This window comes from Occultella glacieicola, assembly GCF_004353825.1.
Lineage (GTDB): Bacteria > Actinomycetota > Actinomycetes > Actinomycetales > Beutenbergiaceae > Occultella > Occultella glacieicola.
Genome location: NZ_SMNA01000006.1, coordinates 250,852 through 263,983, shown reverse-complemented (window position 1 = coordinate 263,983; position 13,132 = coordinate 250,852). Strand labels below are relative to the sequence as shown.

The following is a 13,132-nucleotide window of genomic DNA, read 5'->3' as shown; positions in this document are numbered from 1 at the left end:
CTCAGGCGGAAGCGTTGCCGGATGGCTCGGTCCTACGGTGGATGTCCATGACGACCTCGACGGCGAATCCCAAGATCACCATCATCGGCGCCGGGGGCTTCGTGTTCCCGTTCCGGCTCATCGGTGACCTGATCAGCTTCCCGGCCCTTCGCGGCGCCCGGCTGTGTCTGATGGACATCGACGCCGGCCGGCTCCAGCGGGTGGCCGGCGCCGCCCGCGAACTCGTCGCCCACCACGGCTTCGACGTGGACGTGACGGACACGACGGACCGCCGGGAGGCCCTGGACGGTGCCGACTTCGTGATCATCACGTTCCAGGTCGGCGGGGTGGAGGCCTACGCCCGTGACGTCGAGATCCCGCGCAGGTACGGGGTGGACCAGACCGTGGGGGACACGGTCGGGCCCGGCGGGGTGTTCAGGTTCCTGCGGTCGGTGCCCGCGTACGCGGCGATCGCCGCGGACGCCCGCGAGCTCTGCCCGGACGCCCAGTTCATCAACTACGCCAACCCGATGGCGATGGCAACGGCGTACCTGAACGCACAGGGCCTGCGGACCGTCGGGCTCTGCCACAGCGTGCAGGGCACCACCCGGATGCTCGCCCGCACCCTCGGGGTCCCGTACGAGGAGGTCTCCTACCGGTGCGCCGGCATCAACCACCAGGCCTGGATCCTGGAGTACCGGCGCGGAACCGAGGACCTGTATCCGCGGCTGCGCGAGACGATGCTGGCCAAGCACCTGCCCGGCCGCGCCGCGGAGGGCCTGGCCGTCGACGACGGTGATCACTCCGGCGCCGCCGAGCAGGCGAGCACGTACGAGGGCGGCAACGAGCAGGTCCGCACCACGATCATGGACTCCTTCGGCTACTTCCAGACCGAGTCCAGCCATCACGCCTCGGAGTACCTGCCCTACTTCCGCAAGAACCCGGACCTGGTGCTGGAGTACATCCCGCAGCGCTGGGACTACTACGAGATCTGCGCCGCCCACGACGAACCGGGCGACATCGACGACCAGCTGACCGCGCTGAAGGCGGAACTGGCCCCCTCGGTCGAGTACGGCGCCTCCATCGTGAACGCGATCGTGACGGGCGTCCCCACCGTGGTCCACGGCAACGTGCCCAACGCCGGCGCGCTGATCGCGAACCTGCCCGCGGACGCCTGCGTGGAGGTGCCCTGCCTGGTCGACGCCAGTGGCGTGCAACCGACCGCGCAGGGCGAGCTTCCGCCGCAGCTCGCCGCCCTGAACCGCACCAACATCAACACCCAGACCCTCGCGGTCCGGGCCGCGCTGACAGGTGACGTCGAGCACGTGCACCACGCCGTCGCGCTCGACCCGCTGACCAGCGCGCAGTGCACCCTGACCCAGATCCGGGACATGACGGAGGAACTGCTCGAGGCGCACGCGGAGCTGTTGCCCGACGAACTGCGGCAGGCGAACTAGCGAAGGGCTCGCAGCGTCCAGGTCCTGCAACCCGCTGCGCACCTCAGCGTGAAGGGGGTGATTCCGACGCGCCCGGCACGACGGAATCGCACCACAACGGGGCGGACGGCGCCGGTAGTGTGGCGGGCGTGGAACTGCGTGCCTACACCGACGATGACGCCGCGGCCACCCTTGGTGTGTTCCAGCGGGCGATCCGCGAGACGGCCAGCCGCGACTACACGCCCGAGCAGATCGCCGTCTGGGCGCCGGAGGAGGTGGACACCGACCGCTGGGCCGTTCGTCGCGCGGGAGCCGGGACGGTCGTCGCCGTCGTGGACGGCGCGGTCGCCGGCTTCACCGACCTCGGCGAGGACGGCTACATCGACATGATGTTCGTCGACCCCGCCTACGCGCGGCGAGGCATCGCGACCACACTCCTTGAGCACGTGGTGAGCGCCGCCGTCGGGCGCGGACTGACGCAGCTGACCGTGCACGCGAGCCTGACGGCGAAACCGTTCTTCGCGCGGCACGGCTTCGTCGTCGAGGCGCAACGGTTCCCGGTGCGCGGGGGCGTGCGACTCACGAACTTCGACATGCGGCGGGTGCTCGAACCGGACCCGATGGCCGAGCGGCCCTGACACGCTCCCGGTCTCACTCCGGCGCGGTCGAACCCGGTCAGGTCAGCGGTGCCGTGGACCCGCGGGTGACGAGCCGGCACGGCAACGCCTCGATGCCTGACGTGGGTTCGCCGTCGATCGCCGCGGACAGGCGTTGGGCGGCGACCCGGCCGAGGTGCTCGAGGTTGATGTCGATGCTGGTCAGGGGTGGGCGGGCGTTGGCCGCCATCGCCTCCCAGTTGTCGAAACCGACCACGGCGACGTCGCGCGGTACGTCCCGGCCCAGTTCGTGCAGCGCGTCGAGCACACCGCGGGCGACCTGGTCCGACCCGGCGAAGATCGCGTCGACGTCCGGCGTCCGGTCGAGGAGCATGCGCGTCGCGCCCCGGCCCCAGGCCTCGGACCAGGTGCCGTAGAACGGCTGACCGCCGGCGAGTTCCAGGCCGGCCACGGCGAGGGCTTCCAGGACCCCGACCGTGCGGTCACGGGCCGCGCCGTAGGTCGGGTCACCGCCGATGTGGGCGATCCGCCGACGACCGCAGCCGATCAGATGCTCCACGGCCATCCGACCACCACCGACGTTGTCGCTGACCAGGGAGAGGTCGTCCGCCGACTCCGACGGCGCGTACGCGTAGACCACCGGCACCGGCAGGTCGGGCCCGAGCGAGGCCCGCGGGTCCGGCCGTGCGCCGACCACGATCAGGCCATCCACCCGTCGGGACAGCAGCGCCCGCACGTGGTGCTGCTCACGGATCGCGTCACCACGCGCATCACACAGGAACACCGAGGTCCGCCCCGAGCCGAACGCGTCCTCGGCCCCCATCAGGATCGGGATCGAGAAGCGGCCCTCCAGGTCCGACGTGAGCAGCCCGACCGTGCCGGTGCGCCCGGCCAGCAGCCCACGGGCGAGCGCGTTCGGGGAGAACGACAGCCGCTCCGCGGCATCGACCACCCGCGCCCGCGTCTCCGCCTTGACCTGCCGGCGTCCGTTCAGCGCCTTCGACGCGGTCGCGACGGACACCCCGGCGAGGCGTGCGACGTCCGAGAGCGTCACCGCCCGGTGCCCGCGGGCCGGGGGAGGGTGAGCCGCCACGGTGTCCCTTCCGCCAGGTCGGGCCGGGTCGCCCGTGTCATCGAACTGTAACCGCTGCGACCCTTGACGTGCAGGCTCGACGGGCCTACGGTCAGAAAACCTTTTCGGTCAGATTTCGGGAACCTCGACGACGGTGGTCGGGATCGCGTAAAACGGTGTGGGAACTGGCCGCTGGGTCGCATGTGGTCCGAGTCGACAGGTCGGCTCGTGGGTACGACAGAAAGCCAGATTTCATCGAATGCGCGGGCTCCGGTCGCCGCCCGGTCCCCGCGGTTGTCGCCACCGCGGCGCTCAATGACGAGGTCGAGGAGAACCACCATGAGAACTGCGCGCAGCAGAGGGTCGCGAACCCTCGCCGGCCTCGCCGCGGGGAGCCTGCTCCTCGCCGGCCTGGCGGCCTGTGGAGACGGCGGCGAGGACTCCGGCGCCGGCAACGGCACCGGTGCGGCTCTCGAGGGGGCGGATGACGGCACCACCCTGACCCTGTGGACCCGGGCACCGCTGGAGTTCCAGGCGAACCTGCTCGTGGACGCCTACAACGCCCAGTTCGAGAATACGGTCGAGCTCACCATCACCCCCAACGACGACTACGTCGCCCGGGTCGGCGCGGCCGCGGGCAGCGGCGACCTGCCGGACCTGTTCGCCGCGGACATCGTGTACGTGCCGAACTGGACCGAGGCCGGCCTGTTCATGGACCTCACGGACTCGATCGCCTCTCTCGAGTACGCCGACACCATCAACGCCGGACACCTCGACGCTGGCACGTATGAGGACGCCCAGTACGTGCTCCCGTTCGTGCTGGACCTGTCGGTGATCTTCTACAACAAGGACCTGTACCGGCAGGCCGGCCTCGACCCGGAGCAGGGCCCGACCACGCTCGCGGAGTTCACCGAGCACGCCCTCGCGATCCAGGCGCTGAACCAGCCCGGGGTGTACGGGACGTACTTCGGCGGCAACTGCGGCGGTTGCGGGGTGTTCACCTGGTTCCCGATGATCTGGGCCTCCGGCGAGGAGGTCATGGACGCCGAGGGCACCGAGGCACTGCTCGCGAGCGATACCGCGCAGGAGGTCTACGGCATGTGGGGCGATCTCTGGGAGGCCGGCGCGGTGGCGCCCGCATCGCGGGACGAGACCGGCGCCACCTGGGTGGGTCCGTTCCAGGAGGGCACGATCGGCGTGATGCCCTATCCGGCGACGCTGCTGGCGACGGCGGACGAGACGGTCGACGTCGGCGTCGTCCCGATCCCGGGGGTCGACGGCGGCACCGCCACCTTCATCGGTGGCGACGGCATCGGTATCTCGAAGGACTCCGAGCACGCCGAGGCCGCCTGGCACTTCCTCTCCTGGCTGATGAGCGAGGACGCGCAGGTGGAGGTCCTCGCGGCGAACGGGACCACTCCGTCGCGCACCGACCTCGCCGCGAACGCGTACACCGCCGACGACCCGCGGCTGGAGATCATCAACGAGGTGGCCGGTGCCGAGTCGAGCCGCACCCCGGTCGCGGTGAACTTCCAGCAGGCGTTCAACGCCGCCGGCAGCCCATGGGTGTCGCTCTTCCGGAACCAGATCTTCGAGGGGGCCGGAACCGTCGAGGAGGACAACGCACTCATCACGGAGGCCCTGGCCCAGTAGACCCGTCCGCCCGGGGCTTGTCGGCAGGGCCGGCCATGTCCCGGGCGTACCCGCCCAGCAGAGGAGGTGACGTGGGCACACCCGACCTCGCCCCGGCGACCCGACGGCCCGCCCCGGCCCCACGCCGTCGGCGGCGGGTCGCCCGCGCCCGGCAGGGCTGGCTGTACGCCGCCCCGACGGCGGTGATGGTCACCGTGTTCTTCGTGCTGCCGGTGCTGTTGGTGCTGCGCATGTCGGTCTCCGACTGGGGTCTGTTCGCAGGCAACCGGGGCCTGAACGCGCCCGAGAACTTCACCCGGGTCCTCGACGACCGGCTGCTCTGGCCGGCCGTGGCGTTCACGGTGAAGTACACGGTCCTCACGACCGTGATCCTGCTCGCGGTCGCCCTCGGCCTGGCCCTGATCGTGCAGGAGTCCTCGCGGTGGAAGAACGTGCTGCGCACCTCGATCCTGGTGCCGAGCGCGCTCGGGCTCGCGTCCGCGTCGTTGCTGTTCTACGCCCTCTACTCCCAGCAGAGCGGCCCGCTGAACCCGATGCTGCTGGCCCTGGGCGTGATCGAGGAGCCGGTCTCCTTCCTCGGCACGCCGACGTCCGCGCTGTGGTCCACGGTGTTCCTGATCGTGTGGCGGTTCGCCGGGTTCTACATGCTCCTGCTGATGGTGGGCCTGCAGGGCATCGGCCACGAGGTGTACGAGGCGGCCCGGATCGACGGCGCGAACCGGCGCCAGATCTTCGCTCGGATCACGCTGCCGCTGCTGCGGCCCTCGCTGGCCCTGTGCACGATCCTGTGCGTGACCGGCTCGCTGCTCGCGTTCGACCAGTTCTACATCCTCACCAAGGGCGGTCCGGACAACAGCACGCTCACGGTGGTGCAGCTGATCTACAACATGGCGTTCGCCGGGCAGAACGACCTCGGCCGGGCCGCGGCCCTGTCGGTGCTCGTGCTGCTCGTCCTGCTCGCGCTGAACGCGGTCCAGTTCCGGGTGCTGCGCGGGAGGGAGGACTGACCGTGTCCACGACCACGACCACGACCGACCGCCGGCGGGGCGCGCACCCGCTCGCGCGGACCCCCTCCTACGTGCTCACCGGAGGGCTCGCGGTGCTGTTCCTCGCGCCCCTGGTGTGGGCCGCCGTCGCCTCGGTGTCCCCGCAGGGCGGCACCGCCCAGACCCAGGGCTGGGGCTTCGGCAACTACGTCACGCTGGCGAACTACCAGGCCGGGGTCTGGCGGTACGTCCTCAACTCGAGCATCACGTCGGGGCTGACGGTGCTGTTCACCCTGGGCGTGTCCCTGTTGGGCGGCTACGCCTTCGCGCGGTTCCGGTTCCCGGGACGGAACGTGCTGTTCATGCTGACCCTGGCGATCCTGATGGTGCCGTACGCGACCCTGCTGATCCCGCTGTACGTGCTGCTGAACGGCATCGGCCTGCAGAACTCCCTGGTCGGTCTCGCCCTGGTGCTCACGCTGTTCCAACTGCCGTTCGCGACGTTCATGATGCGGATCTCGTTCGAGTCCGTGCCCGCCGAACTGGAGGAGGCCGCCCTGGTGGACGGCTGCGGGACGTTCGGGGCCCTGACCCGGGTGCTCGTGCCCGCGGTCAAGCCGGGGCTGATCACGGTCGGCCTGTTCGCGTTCCTGGCGGCCTGGAACGACTTCATCGCCCCGCTCATCCTGATCAGCAGCTCGGACAAGGTGCCGCTGCCGCTCGCGATCGCGAACATGCGCCAACAGGTCATGGGCATCGTCGACTACGGCGCCACCCAGGCCGGGGTGGTGGTGCTGGCCGTACCGTGCGTGCTGCTCTTCCTCATCCTCCAACGGCACTATGTGCGGGGCTTCATGTCCGGCGCACTCAAGGGGTGATCGCGTGTCCGTCGACACCACCACGGCCGGGGCCGGCCCCAAGGGGCCCGACGGCGGAGCATCAGGCGGCCTGCCGGTGTCGCCCTCGGCCGGGGTACTGCGCCCGCTCGGCCTGGCGGAGGTCCGGATCGTCGGTGGGTTCTGGGGCCGGCGGCAGCACGTCAACGGCTCGGCGACGATCGTGCACATCGAGCACTGGCTCGAGCGGGAGGGCTGGCTGGGCAACTTCGACGCCGCCGCGGACGGCCGTCTCCCCGGTGCCCGTCGGGGCCGCGAGTTCGCCGACTCCGAGGTGTACAAGCTCCTCGAGGCGATGGCCTGGGAGATCGGGCGCACCGGTGACGAGGTCGTGCAGGGCCGCTACGACGCGATCGTCGCGCGGGTGGCGGCAGCCCAGGAGCCCGACGGATACCTGCACACCAACTTCGGGCGCCCCGGGCAGGACCCGCGGTACTCCGACCTGGAGTGGGGCCACGAGCTGTACTGCTTCGGTCACCTCATCCAGGCGGCGGTCGCGCGGTTGCGCACCCGCGGCGACCATCTCCTGGTCCAGGTGGCCCGGCGGGTGGCCGACCAGGTGTGCGAGGTGTTCGGCCCCGGCGGCATCGAGTCCGTCTGCGGGCACGCCGAGGTGGAGCCGGCGCTCGTCGAGTTCGCCCGTGCGACCGGGGAGCGCCGCTACCTCGAGCAGGCGAGGCTCTTCGTCGAGCGTCGCGGACACCACGTGCTCGACGACATCGAGTTCGGGCGGGCCTACTTCCAGGACGACGTGCCGGTCCGGGAGGCCGACGTGCTGCGGGGGCACGCGGTGCGGGCCATGTACTTCGCCGAGGGCGCCGTGGACGTGGCCACCGAGACCGGCGACGAGGGGCTCAGGGACGCCGTGCGCCGCCAGTTCATCACCACCCTGGCCCGGCGTACCTACCTCACCGGCGGGATGGGCTCGCGGCACCAGGACGAGGGGTTCGGGGAGGACTTCGCCCTGCCGCCGGACCGGGCCTACTCGGAGACCTGCGCGGCGGTCGGGTCGGTGCAGCTGGCGTGGCGGTTGCTGCTGTCCGACGCCGACCCCACCTGGGCGGACGTCATCGAGCGGGCCCTGTTCAACGTGGTCGCGACCTCACCGGCCCCGGACGGCCGCTCCTTCTACTACGCCAACACCCTGCACCAGCGCGAGCTCGCGAGCGTGCCGGAACCCGACGTCGTCAGCACCCGGGCGTCCTCGTCCCTGCGCGCGCCCTGGTTCACGGTGTCCTGCTGCCCGACGAACGTGGCCCGCACCTTCGCCGGCCTCGGCGCCTATCTGGCCACGGCCGACGACCACGGCCTCCAGCTCCACCAGTACGCACCGGCGCGGATCCGGACCAGGCTGGCGGACGGCCGCGAGGTGGCAGTCGACGTCGACACCGACTACCCGCACCGTGGCACCGTGCGGATCCGGGCGGCGGGCCGGGAGCGCCAACGATGGGACCTGACGCTCCGGATCCCGGCGTGGGTGCAGGGCGGCGCAGTGATCTCCGGCGGTACCCGCCAGGATGTCGCGCCCGGCCTGGCCCGTCTTCCCGTGGACCTTGAGCCAGGCGCCGAACTCGTCCTCGACCTGCCCGTGATCCCGCGGTTCGTGTGGCCCGACCCGCGCATCGACGCCGTCCGCGGCTGCGTCGCGGTACAGCGCGGCCCGGAGGTCTTCTGCCTGGAGTCCGTCGACCTGCCCGGCGGTGCGGACGTCTCGAGGTTCCAGGTGGATCCGGGCACGCCCCCGACCGAGCGGGACGGCCGGGTCTGGGTGCGGGGCGTGCTCGGCACGCCGACCGACGTCGCGTGGCCCTACCGGTCGGAGCCCGCGGGCACCGGGGACCCGGTCGCGGTCGAGGTGCCCCTGACCGCGTACCACGACTGGGCCAACCGGGGACCGTCCACCATGCGCGTGTGGCTGCCCTGCGACTCCGGCTCGGTCTGAGGCCGCCCGCTGCCGTGCGGCACGGCACGGGTCCGACGGTCCGAGTGGCCGTGTCGGTGCGCCGTGCCTAGCGAACGTCGAGCTCGATCCCGAGGACGCCGCAGACCCGGACCAGATCGGAGTCACAGGTCAGCAGGCTCGCACCCGTGCGCAGTGCCACCGCCGCGATCAGGCAGTCGACCATGCCACGACGCGTGATGCCCTGCGTGCGGCACCGCCGGTAGATCACGGCCGCCGCCTCGAAATCCGCGACCGGGTCGCAACCGAGTAGGTGAGCGCGCAGCAGCAGGCGTCGCAACTGGCGGGCGCACGGCAGCCTCTGCCCTCGTCCTACGGCGTCGCCGTGTCCGCCGCGGTCGGGAGCGGCTGCGCCGGGCAGGTCTCGAGCACCTCCACCATCGCATCCCGCTCCGCCGCCGTGACGGTGAGCGCGTAGGCGCCCTTCACGGCGACCTGCAGCGCCACGTACTCGCACCGGAACCCCGTGTTCGCGGGCAGCCACTCGGAGGCGTCGTCGGCACCCTTGCCCTGGTTCGTGGGCCCGTCCACCGCGAGCAGGTTCAGCGGGTCGTTCCCGAACCGCTCGAGGGTGGCCTCGTCCCAGCTCTGGGCGCCGGTGACCCAGGCGTTCGCCAGCGCCACCACATGGTCGATCTGCACCTGTCCGGAGGTCTCGGCGCCGCGCTGGAACGCCATGACCGCGCCGGTGTACGGGTCCACCAGGATGCCGGTCTCGACGACGCAGCCGTTCGTCCCGGGTCGGACCACCACGTCCGCCAGGTCGCGGCGGAGCACGTCGTTGCGGACGTCGCAGCCGTTGCGGTCCAGGTCCACGGACCGGTACCCGAACAGGTCCCGGTCGTAACCCTCGAACGTCTCGTTCGCGGTCACGGCGAGCCGTTCGAGGGCGGCCAGGGCCGTCCCGGGCAGCGGCGGGTCCGCGGTGGGCGCCTCGGGTGACGGGGCCGTGCCGGGCGGGCTCGGCCCGGCCGTGACCTCCTGAGGTGGCGCGCTCGGGCTGCTGCTCGACGGCGGTGGCGCGGTCGGCGTCGACGTCGCCTCCCGGCCGCCTCGCCCGAGCGCGACCACCGCGACCGTGAGCAGCACGATCAGCGCCGCGGCGATGCCGAGGATCGTCCATCGGGTGCCGCGCGAGCGCCGCCGGGCATCGGCGCTGGTGGCGTCGCGGGGGACCGGGAGCCGCGGCGGCGGAGGCGGCGGCGCCCCGTCGGTCGGGGAGGCGGGGACAGGCATGGCGTCCTCATGCTGCCACGCCCTCGGCGGACACCTCGGGCGGATCTGACGGCACGGGTCGTCCGCAGCGACGGACCCGATTCTGGGCCCGGTATGTCAGGACCGCTAGTTACGATGACAAGCGTGCCGGCAGACCCCACGTCCAGCGTGCGGGCGGCGGGTGCAGCAGCGCAGGCCGAAGGAGTGGATGTGACCACGACAGCGAGTTCGGTGCAGGCCGCGCGCTGGCCGGTCGCGCTCGAACTCCTCGCGGTGCTCGGCGCGCTCACCGTCGTCGCGCTGAACCTGACGGTGACCACCTGGTGGATCTGCCTGGTCGGCTACGTGCTCGGCGCCGTGGTGACGGTCGTCTTCGCGGCCCTCTACCGGAGCATCCGGGCCGCGCGCCGCAGCAAGATCTTCCGACCGAGCCCGGGTCTCGACCGGGTCGTCACGGTGGTCATGGTGGTCGGCGTCGCCGCCGGGATCGCGTGTGCGTACCTGCTCGCGACGGAGGTTGCGAAGTGGTGAGGCGGGCGCTCCGCGCCGGGATCGCGGCTGGGCTCGGCCTGGCGCTCGCGCTGGCGGGGACCTCGGCGCGCGGCGATGCGGCGGGCGACCTCAGCCCGACCGGTTCGGCGAGCTTCTCCGACATCGCCGCCTGCACCGCCGAGGCGGGCACGCTCCTGGTCTCGATCGTCGTGGACGAGTCGCAGAGCCTGCAGTGGACCGATCCCGAGGACCAGCGCGTCGGTGCGGTGCTCACCGCACTGGACTCCCTGGAACGGCTCGGGGGCGACACCGAACTGGCCGTGGAGGCGAACCTGGCGGTCTTCGGCAGCGAGTACACCGAGCTGGTCGGCTGGGGCAGCCTCGAGCCGGGTGGGGCCCACGGCGCGCAGCTCCGGACGGCCGCCCAGCAGGAGCTGCCGGAGCGCGACGGCGCCAACCTGACCGACTACCGCCAGGCCCTCTCGGGTGCCCAGACCTCACTCGCGGCGCGCAGCGCCGAGGTGGGCGGGGATACCTGCAAGATGATGCTCTGGCTCACCGACGGTCGTCTCGACGTCGACGGGCGGGGGGACCGGCCGGCCACGGACGCGGCCCGCGAGGAGATCTGCGCTCCCGGCGGCATCATCGACGGGGTCCGGGCCGACGGGGTCGCGGTCGTCGCGATGGGCCTGATGACCGCGCAGGGGCAGGGCGCCGTCGACCAGATCGACCGGGACCGGTTCCAGGCGATCGCGGAGGGCGCCGCCGGGTCCGAGGTCTGCGGGACCGCACCCGTGCCGGGGAACGTGACGAACGGCGCCTTCCTGACGGCCGACGACGCGAGCCTGCTGAACCGGCTCTTCGCGCAGATGGGCGCGCTGCTGGAGGGCGGCACGCCCGCGGACTCCTTCGACTGTCCCTCGGACGCCTGCGTCGACGGGCGGCTCGCGGTGCCGGTGGATGCCGGGGTCGGCGGCTTCCGGCTCGTCGTCGAGGCCGCCGATGGCGCACCCGCACCGCAGCTGGTGGCGCCGGACGGCACCACCGTGGTCCTCGACGCGGCCACGGCCGAGGCGAGCGGAGCCGCGGTGAGCGTGACCAAGAACGAAACGCTGACCACCATCGACGTCGCCGTCACCGACCCCGAGCCGGCCGTCGGGACCTGGACCATGGTCACCGACGCGGATCTGGTCACAGTCGTCGACCTCTACTACTTCTGGGGCGTGACCCTCACCGTCGAGGCCCCTGACGGCGTGGTGATCGGCGAGCCGAGCGACGTGCGGATCGCCGCCCGGGACGCCGCCGGCGGGCTCGTGGCTCCCGACGTGTACGGCGCCGTCGACCTCACCGTCACCGTCGACGGCGCACCGGCCCCGTTCGCGGCGGACGCCGACGGCTGGTCCGGCGAGATCACCGTGCCCGCGGACGCGGCCGTCTCCTCGCTCGTGGTCGCCGCCCGGGCGACCGCCGAGACCACCCCGAACGCGATCGCGCTCGGCCCGGTCGCGGTCGAGCGAGCGCTCACCACCTCCTACCCGCCGTCGTTCCCGACGATCAGCCCCGCCCGCCTGGAGCTCGGCCGACTGGACGGCACCACCACGGCGGAGGCGACCCTCACCCTCACCGGCGCCGATCGTGGGCCGACCGAGGTCTGCTTCAGCGAGGGCACCGTGGCCGCACCCGAACGGGCCGGAGCGGCCTCCCTCGCCGCCGGTGCCGAGTGCCTCGACGTGGCGGCCGGGGCCACGGTCGAGGTGCCGGTCACGCTCACCACCGCCGAACAGGCGGACGGCCGGGTGGACGGGCTCCTGCCGGTGGAGCTGCACGGCGTCGACCCCGGGGACCCGATCGTCCTCGAGGTACCGGTCACCGGGACCATGCTGCGGCCCGTGGATGCCGCCACCCGCAACTGGCTCGTCGCCGTTCTCGTCGGCGCTGCGCTCGCGTTCGCCTATGGTGCCCTGGTCGTGACCCGCAGGATCGCCGGCCGGTTCGACCTCAGCCCGTTCACCCGCTACGTCACCGCTCCGGTCGTGGTCACCGCGCGGGGACCCCAACGCCGCGACGGCGCCACCAGGCTGCTCGGACCGGAGGAGTTCCGGGGACTCGGCACCAGCGGGCGCCCCACGACCTTCACGGCCGGCACCGCGCGCTACTGGGCGCACCGCCCGTGGAACCCGTTCGCGGAGGCGCGGGCACTGGTGAGCGGGACCGGCTCGGAGGTACCGATGACCCAGCGGACGGTCGGCCATCCGGATCCGAGCATCCGGCTCACCGACTTCCCGGGCTCCACCGGGTTCGTGATCGTCACCGAGCGGCCCGAGCCCGGCGCCGACACCGACACGATCCGCGGCACGCTGGTGATGGTGGTGGACCCGGGCAAGACCGCGAGCGTCGCCCAACTCCTGCCCGACCGGCTCGCCGAACTCGATCGGGTCACCTGGAGCAAGGAGATCGAGCGTGCGCACCGGGCCTGGGCGGACCTGACCACGGCTGCGCCGAACGTGCCCGGGGTGTCGACGGGATCCCCGGGCGGCCAGCCGCGCGCCGCGGCGCCGGTCGGTGCGGCCGGGCCACCATCTGCGGGCGGTCCGGGGCCGGCCACGGGCGCCGTCGCGGGCGGGCCCCCACCCCCGCGCCGCGGACCGGACAACCCACCACCCCCGGACCGGCGCGAGGTGCGTCCTGCGGGCCGGACCGGAGTGCCGCCGTCGCCCGCCACACCCTCGCGACCCGGTGGGCCGCCCGGCCCGACCGAGGGTGGGCTCCCACCACCGCCGCCACCACGCAGGTGACGCTCCGACCGTGACGATCCGGCGGTGACCC

The 13,132-nt window shown here is 72.5% G+C and carries 11 protein-coding genes; 8 read left to right on the top strand and 3 right to left on the bottom strand.

All coding sequences use genetic code 11. The features are described from left to right. Positions 1-47: 47 nt before the first annotated feature. Together melA and EXU48_RS13985 are read left to right on the top strand one after the other, a co-directional pair. Positions 48-1,436: an alpha-galactosidase gene (gene melA / locus EXU48_RS13990; RefSeq protein ID WP_133108273.1), complete on the top strand. Its 1,389-nt coding sequence runs from the start codon at positions 48-50 to the stop codon at positions 1,434-1,436. 128 nt (positions 1,437-1,564) lie between these two features. Then, on the top strand, positions 1,565-2,053 hold the full coding sequence (locus EXU48_RS13985) for a GNAT family N-acetyltransferase (protein WP_165962814.1): 489 nt from the start codon (positions 1,565-1,567) through the stop codon (positions 2,051-2,053). 37 nt (positions 2,054-2,090) lie between these two features. Here the strand turns inward: EXU48_RS13985 and EXU48_RS13980 are convergent, their stop codons facing one another. Further along, positions 2,091-3,125 carry a LacI family DNA-binding transcriptional regulator gene (locus EXU48_RS13980; protein ID WP_133108271.1) on the bottom strand — a complete coding sequence of 345 codons (1,035 nt, stop codon included), beginning with the start codon at positions 3,123-3,125 and terminating at the stop codon, positions 2,091-2,093. Positions 3,126-3,443: 318 nt separating this feature from the next. On the opposite strand from EXU48_RS13980, the gene EXU48_RS13975 reads away from it, so the two are divergent. The 4 genes from EXU48_RS13975 to EXU48_RS13960 all read left to right on the top strand — a co-directional run bounded on the left by EXU48_RS13975 (position 3,444) and on the right by EXU48_RS13960 (position 8,581). Next, a complete protein-coding gene (locus EXU48_RS13975) occupies positions 3,444-4,757 on the top strand; it encodes an ABC transporter substrate-binding protein (protein WP_133108270.1) in 1,314 nt (437 codons plus the stop codon). Between the two features lie 71 nt (positions 4,758-4,828). Then, the gene (locus tag EXU48_RS13970) at positions 4,829-5,764 is read left to right on the top strand and encodes a carbohydrate ABC transporter permease (protein WP_235857026.1); all 936 of its coding nucleotides are present in this window, start codon (positions 4,829-4,831) and stop codon (positions 5,762-5,764) included. Positions 5,765-5,766: 2 nt separating this feature from the next. Further along, entirely contained in the window at positions 5,767-6,621 is an 855-nt protein-coding gene (locus EXU48_RS13965) for a carbohydrate ABC transporter permease (RefSeq protein WP_133108268.1), read from the top strand. Next, positions 6,584-8,581, top strand: coding sequence for a glycoside hydrolase family 127 protein (locus EXU48_RS13960; protein WP_133108267.1), 1,998 nt, complete (start codon positions 6,584-6,586; stop codon positions 8,579-8,581). The genes EXU48_RS13965 and EXU48_RS13960 overlap by 38 nt, the downstream gene beginning before the upstream one ends. A 67-nt stretch (positions 8,582-8,648) precedes the next feature. On the opposite strand, the gene EXU48_RS24795 is transcribed toward EXU48_RS13960, so the two are convergent. Together EXU48_RS24795 and EXU48_RS13950 are read right to left on the bottom strand one after the other, a co-directional pair. Then, positions 8,649-8,879, bottom strand: a complete 231-nt coding sequence (locus tag EXU48_RS24795; RefSeq protein WP_268958174.1) for a PIN domain-containing protein — start codon at positions 8,877-8,879, stop codon at positions 8,649-8,651. A gap of 32 nt (positions 8,880-8,911) precedes the next feature. Next, positions 8,912-9,835: an HNH endonuclease family protein gene (locus EXU48_RS13950; RefSeq protein ID WP_133108266.1), complete on the bottom strand. Its 924-nt coding sequence runs from the start codon at positions 9,833-9,835 to the stop codon at positions 8,912-8,914. 189 nt (positions 9,836-10,024) lie between these two features. Between EXU48_RS13950 and EXU48_RS13945 the strand changes: the two genes are divergently transcribed. Together EXU48_RS13945 and EXU48_RS13940 are read left to right on the top strand one after the other, a co-directional pair. Next, complete coding sequence (locus EXU48_RS13945) at positions 10,025-10,345, top strand: hypothetical protein (RefSeq protein ID WP_133108265.1); 321 nt, start codon at positions 10,025-10,027, stop codon at positions 10,343-10,345. Further along, positions 10,342-13,101: a hypothetical protein gene (locus EXU48_RS13940; RefSeq protein WP_133108264.1), complete on the top strand. Its 2,760-nt coding sequence runs from the start codon at positions 10,342-10,344 to the stop codon at positions 13,099-13,101. Before EXU48_RS13945 ends, EXU48_RS13940 begins: the two co-directional genes overlap by 4 nt. Positions 13,102-13,132: the final 31 nt, after the last annotated feature.